This window comes from Halococcus agarilyticus (genome assembly GCF_000334895.1).
GTDB lineage: Archaea > Halobacteriota > Halobacteria > Halobacteriales > Halococcaceae > Halococcus > Halococcus agarilyticus.
This window is the reverse complement of the sequence record NZ_BAFM01000008.1, coordinates 45,931-62,673: the sequence shown is the minus strand read 5'-3', so window position 1 is coordinate 62,673 and position 16,743 is coordinate 45,931. Positions and strand designations below refer to the sequence as shown.

At 67.3% G+C, this 16,743-nt stretch carries 15 protein-coding genes; 7 read left to right on the top strand and 8 right to left on the bottom strand.

Annotated elements, in window-relative coordinates; all coding sequences use genetic code 11:
* The first annotated feature begins 69 nt into the window (after window positions 1-69).
* Window positions 70-1,974, top strand: coding sequence for a DEAD/DEAH box helicase family protein (locus tag TX76_RS08050; RefSeq protein ID WP_049901355.1), 1,905 nt, complete (start codon window positions 70-72; stop codon window positions 1,972-1,974).
* Between the two features lie 151 nt (window positions 1,975-2,125).
* Here the strand turns inward: TX76_RS08050 and TX76_RS08045 are convergent, their stop codons facing one another.
* The 8 genes from TX76_RS08045 to TX76_RS08010 form a co-directional block, all read right to left on the bottom strand.
* Window positions 2,126-2,629, bottom strand: coding sequence for a 3-isopropylmalate dehydratase small subunit (locus tag TX76_RS08045; protein ID WP_049901353.1), 504 nt, complete (start codon window positions 2,627-2,629; stop codon window positions 2,126-2,128).
* Entirely contained in the window at window positions 2,626-3,942 is a 1,317-nt protein-coding gene (locus TX76_RS08040) for a 3-isopropylmalate dehydratase large subunit (RefSeq protein ID WP_049901351.1), read from the bottom strand. Before TX76_RS08040 ends, TX76_RS08045 begins: the two co-directional genes overlap by 4 nt.
* 53 nt (window positions 3,943-3,995) lie before the next feature.
* Complete coding sequence (locus TX76_RS08035; RefSeq protein ID WP_049901349.1) at window positions 3,996-4,958, bottom strand: hydroxymethylglutaryl-CoA lyase; 963 nt, start codon at window positions 4,956-4,958, stop codon at window positions 3,996-3,998.
* Window positions 4,958-6,256 (bottom strand): CaiB/BaiF CoA transferase family protein, encoded by a 1,299-nt coding sequence (locus TX76_RS08030; RefSeq protein ID WP_079890783.1) that lies wholly within the window; start codon window positions 6,254-6,256, stop codon window positions 4,958-4,960. The genes TX76_RS08035 and TX76_RS08030 overlap by 1 nt, the downstream gene beginning before the upstream one ends.
* 73 nt (window positions 6,257-6,329) lie before the next feature.
* The gene (locus TX76_RS08025; RefSeq protein WP_049901346.1) at window positions 6,330-7,730 is read right to left on the bottom strand and encodes a dihydroorotase; all 1,401 of its coding nucleotides are present in this window, start codon (window positions 7,728-7,730) and stop codon (window positions 6,330-6,332) included.
* 40 nt (window positions 7,731-7,770) lie between these two features.
* Window positions 7,771-8,436 carry an isochorismatase family protein gene (locus TX76_RS08020; protein WP_049901344.1) on the bottom strand — a complete coding sequence of 222 codons (666 nt, stop codon included), beginning with the start codon at window positions 8,434-8,436 and terminating at the stop codon, window positions 7,771-7,773.
* Between the two features lie 47 nt (window positions 8,437-8,483).
* The gene (locus tag TX76_RS08015) at window positions 8,484-9,488 is read right to left on the bottom strand and encodes an LLM class flavin-dependent oxidoreductase (protein WP_049901341.1); all 1,005 of its coding nucleotides are present in this window, start codon (window positions 9,486-9,488) and stop codon (window positions 8,484-8,486) included.
* Entirely contained in the window at window positions 9,485-9,865 is a 381-nt protein-coding gene (locus TX76_RS08010; protein ID WP_049901339.1) for a nuclear transport factor 2 family protein, read from the bottom strand. Before TX76_RS08010 ends, TX76_RS08015 begins: the two co-directional genes overlap by 4 nt.
* 95 nt (window positions 9,866-9,960) lie before the next feature.
* Here TX76_RS08010 and TX76_RS08005 point away from each other — a divergent pair, with 95 nt between their 5' ends.
* From TX76_RS08005 to TX76_RS07980, 6 genes are all read left to right on the top strand, one after another.
* Window positions 9,961-11,400, top strand: coding sequence for an FAD-dependent oxidoreductase (locus tag TX76_RS08005; protein WP_049901337.1), 1,440 nt, complete (start codon window positions 9,961-9,963; stop codon window positions 11,398-11,400).
* A gap of 96 nt (window positions 11,401-11,496) precedes the next feature.
* Window positions 11,497-12,927, top strand: a complete 1,431-nt coding sequence (locus TX76_RS08000) for an ABC transporter substrate-binding protein (RefSeq protein WP_049901335.1) — start codon at window positions 11,497-11,499, stop codon at window positions 12,925-12,927.
* Between the two features lie 91 nt (window positions 12,928-13,018).
* Window positions 13,019-14,011: a branched-chain amino acid ABC transporter permease gene (locus TX76_RS07995; protein ID WP_049901332.1), complete on the top strand. Its 993-nt coding sequence runs from the start codon at window positions 13,019-13,021 to the stop codon at window positions 14,009-14,011.
* Window positions 14,008-15,180 (top strand): branched-chain amino acid ABC transporter permease, encoded by a 1,173-nt coding sequence (locus TX76_RS07990; protein ID WP_049901331.1) that lies wholly within the window; start codon window positions 14,008-14,010, stop codon window positions 15,178-15,180. Before TX76_RS07995 ends, TX76_RS07990 begins: the two co-directional genes overlap by 4 nt.
* Entirely contained in the window at window positions 15,180-16,046 is an 867-nt protein-coding gene (locus TX76_RS07985) for an ABC transporter ATP-binding protein (protein ID WP_049901329.1), read from the top strand. The genes TX76_RS07990 and TX76_RS07985 overlap by 1 nt, the downstream gene beginning before the upstream one ends.
* Complete coding sequence (locus TX76_RS07980) at window positions 16,039-16,743, top strand: ABC transporter ATP-binding protein (RefSeq protein ID WP_049901541.1); 705 nt, start codon at window positions 16,039-16,041, stop codon at window positions 16,741-16,743. The genes TX76_RS07985 and TX76_RS07980 overlap by 8 nt, the downstream gene beginning before the upstream one ends.

The window sequence follows — 16,743 nt, the reverse complement described above, 5'->3', positions numbered from 1 at the left end:
GACCGATGGCCGATCACGAGCGCGATCGAGACGCAAACCGTTTGTCCGCAGTGGCCCTCCCTCCGAGCAGTGACCGACGCGAACGACGGCTCGCCAGAAGAGAACGAGGGGGAGACCGAACCGGCGATACGGGACATCGACGCCGAACCGACGGAGGACCATCCTGATCCGGCGATGACGGCGGCGGAGTTCCGGGCGGCGCTCGAAGACCTCGGTCGACCCGTCGCGACGGCGGGGCAGATCGCCCGCGAACGCGACTGGTCGCACGCCGAGGCGAGCGACGCGCTCGACGAACTGGCCGCAACCGGCGGGATCGAGCGTGCTGACGTGGAGGGCGACCCCGTGATCTGGTATCCGGCCGAGTTCGCCGCGTTCGTCGACCGCGAGCACGTCGTCGTCTTCCCGGAGCGTCGGGAGATCGTGGTCGAACATCCGGAGCAGTTCACCCGCGCCCAGCTCACCCAGTTCGCCCACCTCGTCGACTCGTCGGGTGAGGGGGCGTACATCTACGAGATCCGCGAGGAGGACGTCTGGTGGTCGCCACAGGACCATCTCGACGAGTTCATCGGCACGATCCGCGACGTGCTTCCGGAGCGCGCGCCCGACTTGGAGGAGTGGATCACGAGCCAGTGGGATCGCGCCCGACAGTTCGCGCTGACAACCCATCCCGACGGGTACACCGTGCTCGAAGCCGCAAACCCGTCGCTGATGGGCAACGTCGCCCGTCAGCATCTCGACGACGATCACCTCCACGCGCCGATCACCGACACCGAGAGCTGGGTGGTCGAAGGAAGCGAGAGCGAGATCAAGCGGACGCTCTACGACGCGGGCTACCCGGTCCAGGACCAGCGCGATCTCGAACGCGGTGCGGCACTCGACGTCGATCTCGGACTCGATCTTCGAGAGTATCAGCGCGAGTGGGTCGAGCAGTTCCTCGACTCGGGTGCGGGCGTGCTGGTCGGGCCACCGGGCAGCGGAAAGACGATCGCCGCGATCGCCGCACTCGCTGACGTCGGCGGCGAGACTCTCGTGCTCGCACCGAGCCGCGAACTCGCGGGCCAGTGGCGCGACCAACTGCTCACCCACACCGATCTCGACCCGGACCAGGTCGGCGAGTACCACGGCGGCGAGAAGTCGATCCGTCCGGTGACGATCGCCACCTACCGAACGGCCGGGATGGATCGCCATCGCAAACTCTTCGACGAGCGCCGGTGGGGACTGATCGTCTACGACGAAGTTCATCACATTCCTAGCCGGATCTTCCGCCGGAGCGCGGATCTCCAGGCCAAGCGACGACTCGGATTGTCGGCAACACCCGTCCGAGAGGACGACAAAGAATCAGAAATATTCACCCTCATCGGTCCGCCGATCGGGACCGACTGGGCGAAGCTGTTCGAGGCGGGGTTCGTCGCCGAGCCCGAGGTCGAACTCCGGTACGTACCGTGGGGGAGCGAGATCGACCGCGAGGCGTACGCGAGCGCCGAAGGTCACGAACGTCGGCAGGTCGCCGGGACGAACTCAGCAAAGCTCGACGCCGTCCGCTCCTTGCTCGACGACCATCCCGACGCGAAGGCACTCGTGTTCGTCGACTGGCTCGATCAGGGAAGTGAGTACGCCGAAGCGCTCGACGTGCCGTTCATCAGTGGCGAAACCCGCCACGCCGAGCGCGAGCGGCTGTTCGACGAGTTCCGGCGTGGCGAACGGACTCGCCTGATCGTCTCGCGGGTCGGCGACGAGGGGATCGACCTGCCGAACGCCGAGGTCGCCATCGTGGCCTCCGGACTGGGTGGGTCGCGCCGTCAGGCGTCCCAGCGCGCCGGCCGGACGATGCGCCCGGCGGGCAACTCCCGGATGTACGTCCTCGCGACCCGGGGCACGCGCGAGGAGGACTTCGTCCGCCAGCAGCTCCGCCACCTCGCCGGCAAGGGCATCCGGCTGTCCGAGACCGAGATGGACGAGCCAAGCGATCCGTAGCAACCGACGTCACCGGCAGCAACCGACGCATCGACCGCCGACGCACCTGGACGAGCGTGAAACGTCATCACCGATCGCACTGAATCAATTCGTGCAGTTAGTTGTAATCTCGCGGCTACGAACGGACGATCGTTCGTTGCTTTGCGACGCACTACTCCGTGCCGAGTTTCGTCTTCGTGTACGGTTTCAGCCCACCCTCGTCGACCAGGGACTGGAGGAACTCGGGGAGCGACTCGGCGTCGTAGGTTTCGTCGGTCGTGTGGTTGCGAACGGAGCCCTCGTCGAGGTCGATGCTGACGTCGTCGCCGTCGTCGATCCGGTCGGCGGCCGGGCAGATCACGACCGGGAGCCCGAGGTTGAGCGCGTTCCGGAAGAAGATCCGTGCGAACGACTGCGCGACGATCCCCGCGACGCCCGCGCCGACGAGCGAGAGCGGGGCGTGTTCGCGCGACGAACCGGAGCCGAAGTTGTGGCCCGCGACGACGTAATCGCCCGCCGAGACCTCCGCCGCGAACGCCGGGCGGAGGTCCTCGAACGCGTGCTCGGCGAGTTCGTCCGGATCACTGGAGACGATGAACCGCGAGGGCGTGATCTGATCGGTGTCGATGTCGTCGCCGAACGTCCACGCTCGGCCCCGATCGCGGTCGGTCGTCATGAGGATGCCTCCTCGGCCAGAATCACGTCGTCGTATCGCTGGGGATCGCCACGGCGGGGGTCGGTGATCTCGCCGTACAGCGCCGAGACGCCGACGGTGGCTGGCGACGCGAGGTAGACGTCGCTATCCATCGATCCCTCGCGGCCGGGGAAGTTCCGGTTCGCGGTTGCAAGGCAGACGTCGCCGTCGCCGAGGACGCCCTGGTGGTAGCCCGCACACGGCCCACAGCCGGCGTTCTGGACGATCGCGCCGGCGTCGACGAGCGTCTCGAAGACACCCGTCTCCAGCATCCGTCGGTACACCGAGCCCGAGGCGGGGACGACCACCATTCGGACGTTCGGCGCGAGTTCCTCCCCCTCCAGAACGTCGGCGACCAGCTTGATGTCCTCGTAGCGCCCGTTCGTGCAGGTCCCGACGAACAGTTGATCTACTGTCGTTCCCTCGACTGCGCCGACGTCGACCGCGTTCTCGGGGTTCGCAGGTTTCGACACCTGGGGTGCGAGGTCGGTCGCCCGGTAGGTGTGGACGGACTCGTACGCCGCATCCTCGTCGGGCGACGTTGTTCCGTCGGGATCGTATTCGATATCCGCCTGGCGTTCGAGGTACGCGGCGGTCCGCTCGTCGGGTTCGACGAACCCGGTCTTGCCGCCCATCTCGATCGCCATGTTCGTGAGGACCAGCCGCTCGTGGATCGGGAGCGACTCGATCGCGCCGCCGCCGTACTCGGCGGCCTGGTACGTGCAGCCGTCGAAGCCGACGTCGCCGATGAACTTCAGGATGAGGTCTTTGGCGTAGACACCAGTTGGAAGATCACCGTGCACCTCGAAGCGCTTCGTCTCCGGAACGCGAAACCAGAGGTCGCCCGTCGCGAGCGCGGTGCCGAGATCGGTCGACCCCACGCCGGTGCCGAACGCGCCGACTCCGCCGTAGGTCGTCGAGTGGGAGTCAGCTCCGATGACGAGATCGCCGGGACGGACGAACCCCTCCTCGACGAGGACGGCGTGACAGATGCCGTCGCCGACGTCGAACTGGTGTGCGCCGTGCTCGGCGGCGAACTCCCGGACTGCGTTGTGGTTGTTCGCCGCCTCGACGCCGTCGGCGGGGGCGTGATGGTCGATGGTGAACACCGTCCGCTCTGGTGCGAACAGCTCGGCGTCGTCGGGAGTGACGTCGTCGAACGTCTCGAACGCGAGCGGCCCGGTGATGTCGTGGGCCATCGCCACGTCGATCTCCGCCTCGACGTACTCGCCCGCTCGAACGTCCGTGTCGGCCTTCTCCGAGAGGATCTTCTCGGCGATTGTCTTGCCGGTCATGATAGTGTATCGTGCTGCGTCGGTCTCGTTTCGTGGTTGGTCACGCGCGGTTGTCAGTCCTGCGGTCGGTCGTCGGCGACGGTCGCCAACACCTGTTCCTCCGTCCCACCCATCAGGACGTGGCTCGTCGCGCCGAGATCGAGCTGTTCGGCGACGGTTCCGGCCGCCTCGGCCACGTCCTCGAAATCGGCAGCCACGTCGACGTCCATTCTGGTGAGCATGTGAAGGAGGTCCTCGGTCGGCGTGTTGCCGACCCCCGCCATTCCCTCGGGGAGCACGACGCCGCCGCCGAGGCCGCAGACCGACGCGTCGAAGCGGTCGACGCCGCACTGCATCGCGACGAGCGTGTTCGCGAGGCTCATCCCGTTGGTGTCGTGGAGGTGGAGCCCGCAGTCGAGATCGGGCCAGCGCTCGAACACCGCCCTGAACGTCGCGGCGATCTGGGCGGGGTCCGCGAGCCCCATCGTCGTCGCGAGCGTCACCTCGTCGACGCCGGCCTCGACGACCCGCTCGACGACCGCGAGGGTGCGCTCCATTGGAATCCGGCCCTCGTAAGGGCAGTAGAAGCTCGTCCCGATCCCGGCCTCGACCTCAATGTCGGCGTCGTGGGCGATCTCGACGATCGACTCGACCCCGGCGAGGCTCTCCTCGACGGTCATGTTCTGGTTCTTCCGGCTGTAGCTCTCGCTCACCGTCACCAGGGCGTTCACCTTGTCCATCCCGGCGTCGACCGCGCGCTCCATCCCCACCGTGTTTGGCACGAGCGCGCGGTAGGTCACGTCCTCGCGGCGGTCGATCCGTGCAGCCACCTCGTCGGCGTCCCGTAGCGTCGGCACCGCCTTCGGATGGGTGAACGACGTGACCTCGATTTCGTCGACACCAGTCGAACTCAGCCGATCGACGATCTCGACTTTCCGATCGGTGGGGACGAACTCGTCGAGCCGCTGGAACCCGTCGCGGGGGAGCATCTCGACCACCGACACCTCGTTGGGCACCGAGAGCGGCCCGCGATCCATCAGATCACCCCCTCCTCGGCGAGCTTCTCGCGGAGCGACGCGTCGTAATCGAGGAGTTCGCCGTACACGGCGTCGTTGTGCGCCCCGAGTTCGGGGCCGAGGTGGTCGACGGTGCCCGGCGTCTCGCCGAACTTCGGCACCGCGTTCTGGACTAATCCTGTGCCGAGTTCCGCGTCGTCGACCTCGACGAGCGCCTCTCGCGCGCGGTAGTGCTCGTCGTCGGCGATGTCCGCGACGTTGAACACGGGTGCGACGGTCGCACCGGTCTCGTCGAAGGTCGCGAGCACCTCCTCGCGGCTGTGCTCGGCCATCCAGTCCTGAATGACCGCGTCGAGTTCGTCGACGTTCGCGAGCCGGCGTTCGTTCGTCTCGAACCGGGGGTCGTCCTTGAGGTCGGGCCGCCCGATCGCGTCGAAGATCCGCATCGCGGTCGGCTGGGTCGACGCCGAGATGGCGACGTACCGCTCGTCACGAGTCCGATAGACGTTCCGCGGCGCGGAGGAGGTCGAGCGGTTGCCCGAGCGCGCCTCGATCTCGTCGCGCTGCTGGTATCGCAGGGGCTGTGGGCCGAGCAGCGAGAAGATGGGTTCGATCAGGCTGGTGTCGATCACCTGACCGCCGCCGTCGTGCATCTCGCGGTGCCACAGCGCGAACATGATCGAGAACGTCGAGAACATCGCCGCGACGCCGTCGGCGAGCCCAGTAGGGGGCAACAACGGCGGTCGGTCGGGGAACCCGTTGAGGTAGGCGAACCCGCTCATCGACTCGGCGAGCGTGCCGAACCCGGGCCGCTCGGCGTACGGGCCGGTCTGGCCGAACCCCGAGATGCGCAGCGCCACGAGATCGGGGTTTCGCTCCAGCAACCCATCCGGCGCGAGCCCCCACTTTTCGAGCGTCCCCGGCCGAAAGTTCTCGACGAGGACGTCAGCCTCGCCGACGAGGTCCTCGAAGACGGCCCGTCCCGCGTCCGCCGAGAGGTCGAGCGTCACGGAGTGTTTGTTGCGCCCGAGGTACTTCCACCAGAGGCCGGTGCCCTCTTTCTGTGGGCCGAAGCGACGCAGGTGGTCGCCCGCCCCGGGGCGTTCGATCTTGATGACCGTCGCGCCGAAGTCGGCGAGCAGCCGCCCGACCTGGCCGGCGGCGATCATCGACCCCGCCTCGACGACCACGAGCCCGTCGAGCGGGCCCTGTCCGTCGGCGAGCGTGCCGTCCGTGGTGTCTCCGGAACCCGTAGCGTCCGTGTCGGTGTCCGAACCTGTTCCCGTCATGTCGTCGGTGTCGTTCGTGTTCGCATCCATGTGTCGTGTCGATGAGTTGCGCTGTTCGATGGGAAACGGACTGATACTGTGAATCGGCGTCACCGATCGGTGATCAGTCCGCCGCGATCGGTCGGTCGATGTGTGTTCCCCGACCCTGTTCGCCGACGACCTCGCCGTTCTCGTAGGCGACCTCGCCGCGGACGACCGTGTGGGTCGGCCAGCCGGTCACCTCGCGACCCTCGTACGGCGAGTAATCCGCCGCGCTCTGGAGCAGCTCCGGCGTCACCGTCTTCGTCTCGTCGAGGTCGACGATCGTCAGGTCGGCGTCGGTCCCTGTTCTGATCGAGCCCTTCTTCGGGTAAAGGTCGAACGCTTTCGCCGTGTCGGTCGCCGTGACCTCGACGGCTCGCTCCAGCGAGATGCGGTCCTCGTGGACGCCTGCCGAGAGCACGAGCGGGAGCATCGTCGCGGTCGACGGAAACCCCGGAAGACTGTCGGGGACGTCCTCGCCGATCTTGTCTTCCGCGAGGTTGGCACAGTGATCGGTGCCGATACACGAGATGGTGCCGTCGGCGACTCGCTCCCAGAGGGTTTCCTGGTCTTCCTTCGAGCGTACGGGCGGGTTGACGTTGTGGCGCTCGTCGCATTCATCGCTCGTGAGCGCGAGGTAGTGCGTACACGTTTCACCAGTAATGTTCCAGCCCGCGTCGTGCAACATCGCCAGCTCGTCGGCCGTCTGACCCGAGGAGATGTGAACCGCGTAGAAGTCGTCGTCGTAGCCGTGCTGGCGGGCCAGCGACCCGCTCGCGGTCATGCTCTGGGCCTCGGCGTAGCCGGGGAACTGCTCGACGAGCGCGTCGTAGTCGCGGTACTCCCCCTCTTCGTCGGTCTCGACGTCGAGATAGGGGTTGTCGCCGCGCGCGCTGGTGATCTCGACGTTCTCGGAGTGGTGGCCGAGCGTCGTCGAAACCTCCTGCTCGGCGAGCGCCTGGATGAACGCGTCGCCCCAGTCGTCGCGCATCTCGCAGTCGACGCCGAACTTCTCCGGCGCGACGTACTTGTAGTTCATGTACCACTTGAACGAGGTGATCCCCAGCTCGTCGACGATGTAGGGGATCTCCTCGATGTGATCGTAGGAAAGCAGGCCGAGCGAGAAGAAGTAATCGTGGTAGTAGTTGTCTTCCGCTGCCGCGAAGTACTCGTCCATGATCTCGCGGTAGGAGTCGGGACGACGGAAGTAGTTCCCGATGGTGGTCACGCCGCCGACGAGGCCGGAGCGCGATTCGGTCTCGGCGTCGGCTTCGAGGCCGCGATAGATGCCGTGGTGGGTGTGGGGGTCGATGGCCCCAGGCAGAACGTGCTTGCCGCTGGCGTCGATCTCGCGCTCGCCGGAGAGCGATCCCGGAGTGGCGACCGCGGCGATCGCGTCGCCATCGGCGGCGACGTCGGCGTCGAAGGTTCCCTGTTCCGGCGAGACGACGGTGCCGTTCGAAACGACGAGGTCGTGTGTCATGGCTGTGGTCGGGTGGGTTTTGGAGGGACGGATTGCGTGCTCATTCGGCGATCTCCTCGACGTACGTCTCGACTTCGTCTCGCTCCAGCACCTCGGCGTACTTCATCCACAGGTCGAGCAGCGCGACCTTGTGGGAGGCCTCGATCCGGTCGAACAGACACTCCTGGGGCAAGATTACGTCGAACCCGTTCTGCTGGGCGTCGATGCTCGTCGCGCGCACGCACCCACTCGTGGAGTTGCCGACGATGATGACAGAATCGTGGCCGCCACGGACGAGCCGCGAGAGCAGGTCCGTGCCGTAGAAGGCGCTCGCGTAGGTCTTGTCGATCACGGTCTCGCCCGGTTCGGGGGCGACCGGCTCGACGATATCCAGGTCCTCGTGATCGGGGTCGTCGTAGCTCGACGGCACGACCCGGGTGTACGCGACCGGGAGGTCGTTTTCGCGGGCGAAATCGAGGAACGGTTCGATCTCCCCGATCGCGTTCCACGCGATCTCGCCCATCGCCGTTCGATACTCTTCGATCGCGTCGAGGATGGGTTCGTCCTCCCCGACGACGAGCCGCTGGACGTCGATGACGAGAACCAGCGGATCGGTCCCCAGCCCGCGGGAGTCCCAGCTCGACGCGCCGGCCTCGTCGTAGCCGGCTTTCTCGATGACCCGCCGATCCCGTTCGGTCAGCAGGTCGTCCCAGATGTGCTCGGTCATGCGAACGGATCACGAGTCGCTTTCTCGCCGATCGACATAAGCCTTCGTCACGTCGTGCTTTCCCCTGGCGACCGATCGGGAGCGAACGTTTCGAGCACCCGACGGACGGCCTCGTCCTCGACGCCGGCGGGCGCACGCACGATCGGCAGATCGACACCCATCTCGCGGATCGTCGCCAGCCCCGCTCGCGCCTCGTCGGGCGTTCCCGTCACCGCGACGAGATCGAGGAACTCGTCGCTCACCGCCTCGGCGGCCGCCGCGTCCGAGTCCGCCGCTCGAATCGCCGCGACCTCGTCCGCGAAGCCGGCCTCTTCGGCGACCCGGCCGTAGTACCCCGGGATCTCCCGGAGGTAGTAGGCGACGTGTTCGGCCGCGGCGCGGCGCGCTCTCGCGGGGTCGTCGTCGACGCTCGCGAGGACGTACATCGCGACGTCGATCCCCTCGACGTCCCGTCCCGCCCGATCGGCACCGCGCGCCAGCCACTCGGTCGCCGTCTCGAAGCGCGGTCGGGGGTAGAGGTTCGGGAGCCAGCCATCGGCGTACTCGCCGGTGAGCGTGACGTTGCCCTCGCCGAGTGCCGCGTTGTAGATCGGAATCTCCGCGCGCGCCGGCTCGAAGGCGTCCCAGAACCGCGTCCGGTCCGGGGAGTAGAACTCGCCGTCGAAGCCATCGGCGTCGCCGCGGAGGTAGCGTCGGACGAGTTCCACATATTCGGCCATTCTTGCGAGCGGGCGATCGAACTCAGTACCGTGAAACCCCTCGACGACGCCGGGGTGGGCGACGCCGAGACCGAGGATCGCCCGACCCCCCGAATGGGCGTCGAGCGTCGCCGCCGCCTGGGCGAGCGCCGCAGGCGTGCGCGAGTAGACGTTCACGATCCCGGTCGCGAGGCCGATCCGATCGGTCGCGGTCGCCCACCGTTCGAGCTTGCCGAAGGCGGTCCGACCCTGGCCCTCGGCGGCCCAGACGCTCTCGTAGCCCAACCGCTCGGCCCGTCGGACGAGATCGAGGTCGTCGCGGAGCGAGAGCAGCACCCCGATACGGTCGCTCACGAATCGACGACCCCCGCCACGAGGAGGTCGTTCCAGATGTCGAGGCGCTCGATACCGCCGTCCACGACCTCGTAGACATCGACGTAGCGAACTCCTTCGAACGCCTCGCTACGGTTGTCGACGCCCGAGAGCGTCCCGATGCTCACGACTGTGGACCCCGACTCGATCCAGCGGTCGAACGTCCTGGTCGCCCGCTCGTAGCGTGGGGCGAGGTGATCGAGGAACTCCTCGACGGCGTTCTCGCCGGTGAACGTCACGCCGGGCAGCGTGATCGTCGGGTCGGGAACGAACAGCTCGGCGACGGTCCGTCGGCGATCGTCGGCCATTCGATCGAAGAACGCCTCGACGACGGGACGCGGGGCTGGTGTGTCGCTCATGACTTCCGCCTGTTCGCACCGCAACGACCTATCTCCTTCGGCCGTGCTGTCTCGCCGTGCGGTAGCTTTAGGCACGTGCGTTCCGAGCGTGAGGTATGAGCGAGTCGGGGCAGCCGACGCTGCGAGACGACCGTACCGAAACCGTTCCCGCGAGCGATATCGAGTGGGACGTGGGCACCAACGTACTGATCGCTGGCGGCGGCGGGACGGGGCTGGTCGCGGCGCTCGCGGCCTGCGAGTCCGATCTCCAAGTGACGGTCCTCGAAAAGACCGACGCGGTCGGCGGGAACACGTCGCTTTCGACCGGGATGATCCCCGCAGCGGGGACGCGCCACCAGACCGAGGTGGGGATCGAGGACACGCCAGAGGATATGGCCGCCGACATCCTCGCGAAGAACGACGGCGAGGCCGACGAGTCGATGGTGACGCACCTCTGTGCCGAGAGCGCGGACCTCGTCCACTGGCTCGTCGACGAGTGGGACGTCTCGCTCTCGCTCGTGGACGACTTCAAGTACCCCAAACACTCGGAGTACCGGATGCACGCTCCGCCCGGCCGCAACGGTGAGAACCTCGTCGCGGAACTCGAAGCCCGGATCGAGGCGACCGAGAACGTCGAACTCCTGACGAACGCACCCGTCACGAAACTCGTCGCCGACGATGGGGCCACGGGCGTCGCGGGCGTCGTGGCTGGTGAGCGCCGCGAGGAGGCCATCGAGGCCGAGCGCGTGATCCTCGCGACCGACGGGTTCGCCGGCAACAAGCGGATGGTCACCGAGTGGTGTGCGGAGATCGAGGAGGCGCTCTACTTCGGGGCCGACGGCAACACGGGCGACGGGATCCGGTGGGGGGCCGAGCTCGGCGGCGATCTTGCCTGTATGGACGCCTACCAGGGTCACGCGACCGTTGCCTACCAGACCGGAGCACTCTCGACGTACGCCGTGGTCATGAACGGCGGGATCGTGGTGAACAGGGCGGGCGAACGGTTCGGCGACGAGTCGGCGGGCTACTCGGCGTTCGCAGTCGACGTGCTCCGCCAGCCCGACAACGTCGCCTACGAGGTCTTCGACGAGCGCATCTTCGACCGTCTAAAGGGCGAGTTCGACGACTTCGACGAGGCCGTGTCGCTGGGAGCGTACCACGAAGCCGAGTCGGTCGAGGCCCTGGCCGACCATCTCGGTTGCGATCCCGACGCCACGGCGGCGACGGTCGAGCGGTACAACGAGGCGGTCGCGGCGGACGAGCCCGACGAAACCGATCGAACCGACGGCGTCCACACCCTCTCGCCACCCTTTTACGGAGCCGAGGTCACCGGCGCGCTGTTCCACACCCAGGGCGGGCTCGTCGTGGACGGACATGGGAGAGTGCTCCGCGAGGACGGCTCGCCGGTCGCGGGGCTGTACGCCGGCGGCGGCTGTGCGGTCGGGATCAGCGGCCACGGGCCTGGTGGGTATCTCAGCGGGAACGGACTGACCACGGCGCTCGGTCTCGGGCGTCTCGCTGGGCTCCACGCACGCCGATCGCTCGACGCGGACTGACCGATCGGCTCGGCGTTCTTTCTTCTTTCGAGACACTATCGGTCGAAGATCGAATGTAAGTGTTTTATGTGATGGCCCGAAAGAGGGGCGTGTAGCATGCGCAGAAGTAACAAGCCCCCGGCATCGGCGGACAGACGACGGTTCATCAAATACGCTGGCGCGGCCGGCGTCGCGGGGTTGGCGGGCCTCGCCGGCTGCTCCAGCGACGACGCGGGTGGCGGCGGGGAGAACGGCAGCGGCGGTGGCGGCGACGGCGGTGGACAGGCGACCACCGGCGACGACGGTGGCGAGGAAACGACCGGCAGCGAGGGGACGGCGAGTGGTGAAGAGGCCACCGGTGGTGGCGGGAACGAAAGCGAAGGTGGGACGACGAGCGGCTCCGCCGGCGGCAGCGCCGAGGAGGTCCTCATCGGCTCGAACCACCCGCTCTCGGGATCGCTCGCGTCGACGGGCGTCGGGATGCACAACGCGATCAAACTCGCCGCCAAACGGAAGAACGAGGCGGGCGGGATCGAATCGCTCGGCGGCGCACAGGTGCGCGTGCTGGAGGGCGACAACCAGGGCCAACAGGAGCTCGGCGGCCAGGTGACCCAGGAGCTCATCGACGAAGGGGCGAAGGTCGTCTCGGGCTGTTTCGCCTCGCCGGTGACGACGGCGGCGACGCAGGTCGCCGAACGCCGACAGACCCCGTTCGTGATCTCGGTCGCAGCCGCCACCGACATCCTTCGTGGACGTGGATTCAACTACGTCTACCGGCCACAGCCCCCGGCGCGGGAGATGGCGAAGAACTACGCGGACCTCGTTCCCGAGGTCATCCGCCAGAACGGCGGGGAGATCGGCACCGCCGGGCTGTTCTACGTCAACAACAGCTACGGCCAGTCGATCCAGGAGAACCTGAAGAGCTTCCTCCCCGAAAACGGCGTCGAGGTGGTCACGGAGACCGCGCTCGAGCTCGGGGCCTCCAGCGCGAACACGCAGGTCTCGAAGCTCAAACAGGCCGATCCCGACACGGTGATCGCGACCACGTACGTCCCCGGCGGCGTGACGCTGGTGGACGCGATGCGAAATCAGAGCTACCGGCCGCCCCACCTGACGGCGTGTGCGAGCGCGACGTTCACCGACGACGCGGCCGTCAGCGACGTCGGCGAGTTCGCGAACGGTGTCCTCGACAACAACTACGCGCTGAACCCGACGGTCGACAAGACCCAGGAGGTGCGCGAGCAGTTCAACAGCACGTACGAGGGGTCGTTCAGTGCGAGCGTCGGGATGGCGTACACCGCCGGCGAGGTCATCATCGAGGCGATCGAGCAGGCCGGCAGCACCGAGCGCGAGGCGATCAACCAATCGCTCCAGTCGCTCACCTACGAGGACCACATCGCCGCGATGGGCCCGATCACGTTCCAGGACAACGGCGAGAACGAGAACGCCCTCGCCGCGGTCAACCAGGTCCAGGACGGCACGATCCAGGTCGTCTACCCCGAGGAGTTCGCGGGGGCGGAGCCGATCGTCGAAAGCTCGTCGAACTGAACCGACCCGCGAACCGACCTGCACGGCTCTCGCGACTCACGCGATCTCGCCCTCGCGCGGTCGTGCTCGCCTCACAGCCCGATTACACTCCATGCCCACGACACCGACACTCGCTTCGACCCTACTGTCTGGACTCGCTTCGGCGCAACCGCCCGCACAGACGGGGATCGTCGATCGGTTCGTCGATCCGTTCGCGAACTTCGTCGCGGATCTGCTCGCGCTCGAACCGATCCTCGCCCAGCTGCTCGTGTTCGGCCTCCTGCTCGGCGGCGTCTACGCGCTGACCGCCCTCGGCCTGACGATGATCTTCGGCGTGATGGACGTCATCAACTTCGCTCACGGCGTCTTCCTCGTCGTCGGGATGTACGCCGTCTGGTGGTCGACGGAGACGTTCGGGATCAACCCGTTCCTCGCCCTCCCGATCGCCGTCGTCGTGCTGTTCGTCCTCGGGGTCCTCGTCCACGTCGCGATCATCGAGCCGATCATCGAGGCCCCCCAGCAGAACCAGCTCATCGCGACGCTCGGCGTGCTGTTCATCCTCCAGTCCGCGATCGAGATCGTCTTCTCGCCGAACCCGAAGGACATCCCGCTCGACGTCGGCACGCTCACCTTCGGCGGCGTGTTCGTCCCGCTCGGCCAGTTCTACGCCCTGCTGATCGCGGTGGCCGCGATGCTCGCGGTCCGGGCGTTCCTCCAGTACACCGACCTCGGCCGGGCGATCCGGGGCACCGCCGACAACCGCGACGGCGCGCGATACGTCGGGATCGACGTCCCTCGGATCAACTACCTCACGTTCGGGATCGGGGCCGCGCTCGCCGGGATCGCCGGCGGGTCGATCGCGCTGTTTCAGCGGTTCGATCCCTTCACCGGTGAGACGTACCTCATCAACGCCTTCGTGATCGTCGTTCTCGGCGGACTCGGATCGTTCACCGGGGCGTTCGTCGGCGGGCTGTTCATCGGGCTCGTCGAGGTGTTCGGTTCGTACTATCTCCCCGGCACCACGGCTCAGGTACTGATCTTCCTGCTGTTCATCGCGACCCTCCTGCTGAAACCCGAGGGGCTGTTCGGGGGGTCGTCGTCGTGAGCGCGCTCGACTCGTTCCGGCAGCGCTACGCGTCGTTCTCCGAGCGGCGGTACGCCCCCGTGGTGAAGGCGATCGTCGGCTTCGGCTTCCTCGCCGTGCTTCCGTACGTGATCGAGATCGACGTGATGGGGATGGAGCTCGCGGCGACGCTCAGCCTCCAGGTGCTCGTCCTCACCCTCGTGTTCGCGTTCTCGGCCCAGGCGTGGAACATCATGTCGGGGTACACCGGCCAGTTCTCCTTCGGTCACGCCGCCTTCTTCGGGATCGGCGCGTACGCGACCCAGGCACTCGCCGTCGACATGGCGATCAACCCGTGGATCGGCATGCTGGTCGGGAGCGTCCTCGCCGGGATCTACGGGCTGTGCGTCGGTCACCTCTGCTTTCGGTACGACCTCCAGGGCCACTACTTCGCCCTCGCGACGCTCGCGTTCGCCGAACTCCTCCGATTTCTGGTCGTCAACGCGGGGGAGCTCAACGGCGCGAACGGCTACTTCAAGCCGTTCCCGCGCGACTACGGCGAGACGTTCGGGCTCGTGGCGTTCCAGTTCCAGAGTGACCTGCCGTACTACTACGTCATCCTCGCCTTCCTCGTGATCGTTACCGTCGTGTCCTGGGCGATCAAGCGCTCGTGGATCGGGCTGTACTTCTTCTCGATCCGGGAGGACGAGCGGGCGGCGGCGAGCCTCGGCGTGCCCGCCTACCGCTACAAGATGCTCGGCGTCTGTGTGAGCGCCTTCTTCACTGCGTGGGCCGGCGCGTTCTGGAGCATGTACTTCAACACGATCCGCCCCTCGACGGTGTTCGCGCTCTTCCTCAACGTCGAGTTGTTGTTGCCCGCTGTCGTCGGGGGTCCGGGAACGCTCATCGGGCCGATCGTCGGCTCGTTCGTCGTCACGCCGATCAGCGAGATCGCCCGGACCACGTTCAGCGACGTCAGCGGTCTCGACCGGATCATCTACGGGATCTTCCTCGTGGTGATCGTGATCTACAGCCCGAAGGGCGTCGTGGAGTGGCCGGCGATGGCGAGGCGGCGCGTGGCCGCCTTCCGCGATCGATCGCGCCGCGACGGGACGGGAACGACCGCCGAGACCGGAACGGCCGCCGAAACGACCGAGACGCCGGAGCCACCCGAAACGAATCCGGACGCCGACACCCAGGAGGACGACTGATGTCGACCGACACACCCAGCGAAACGACCGACACGGACGCATCGACGACGACCGATCACGGGGACGACGTCCTCCTCCAGGCGACCGACGTCACGAAGACGTTCGACGGCCTGGTCGCGCTTCGAGACGTCTCCCTCGACGTCCGCCGCGGGGAGATCGTGGGGCTGATCGGGCCGAACGGCGCGGGAAAAACGACGCTGTTCAACTGCATCAGCGGCGTGTTCTCGCCGACCGAGGGGACGATCCATCTCGGCGAGGAGGAGATCACGGGCGAGGCCGCCCATCGGGTCGCGCGGAGCGGGCTCTCCCGCACGTTCCAGATCACCCGCCCGCTGGAGGAGCTCTCGGTGCTCGAAAACGTGCTCGTCGGGGCCCACATCCACACGCGCCGCCGGGGGCCCGCGGAGGAGGTCGCGCGCGAACAGCTCGCGTTCGTCGGGCTCGACGACCGCGCCGCGGAGAGCGCGGGCGATCTCACGGTCGGCGACCAGAAGCGCCTCGAACTCGCGCGGACGCTCGCCACGGAGCCGTCGATCCTGCTGCTCGACGAGATCATGGCCGGGCTGACGCCGACCGAAACCCAGCGGATGCTCGATCTCTTCCGCGAGATCCGGGAGTCGGGGACGAGCATCCTCCTCATCGAACACGACATGGAGGCCATCATGGGCGTCAGCGACCGGGTGGCGGTGCTCGACAACGGCGAGGCGATCGCGTTCGACACACCCGAAACGGTCGCGAACGACGAACGGGTCATCGAGGCGTACATCGGCGGCGACGTCGACGCCGACGGCGACGACGGAGCGACGGACGATGCCACGACCACCGACGGGGAGCAGGCGGGAGGTGAGAACGATGGCGATGCTTGAGATCGACGACCTCCGAGCGGGCTACGACGGGATCGAGGTGCTCCACGGCGTCGACTTGACCGTCGATGAGGGCGAGATCGTCGCGCTCGTCGGCTCGAACGGCGCGGGCAAGACGACCACGACGCGCGCGATCGCGGGGATCGTCGAGCCGATGGGCGGCTCGATCCGGTACCGTGGTGACGAGATCGGCGGCGAGGACCCACACGAGATCGTCGAGCGCGGGATCGTCCAGGTTCCCGAGGATCGCGACCTCTTTACGGGGCTGAGCGTTCGGGAGAACCTCCTCCTCGGGGCCCAGACCGACGACGCGAAGGCCGAGCGGGAGTCGGCGATCGACGAGGCGTTCGACCTGTTCCCGCGGCTCGAAGAGCGCGCCGATCAGCGCGCCGGGACGATGAGCGGGGGCGAACAGCAGATGCTGACGCTCGCACGCGCTCTGGTCGGTGCGCCGGACCTCCTCGTGCTCGACGAACCTTCGACCGGCCTCGCCCCGCAGCTCGTCGCGGACATGTTCGGGACGATCGCCGAGATCCACGACTCGGGGCTCACAGTATTGATCATCGAACAGAACGTCCAGCAGACGCTCGAACTCGCCGACCGGGGCTACGTGATGGAGAACGGCCGGATCACGCTCGACGGCACCGGCGACGAGCTGCTCGACGACGAGGGCGTCGTCGAGGCGTACCTCGGGGTGTGA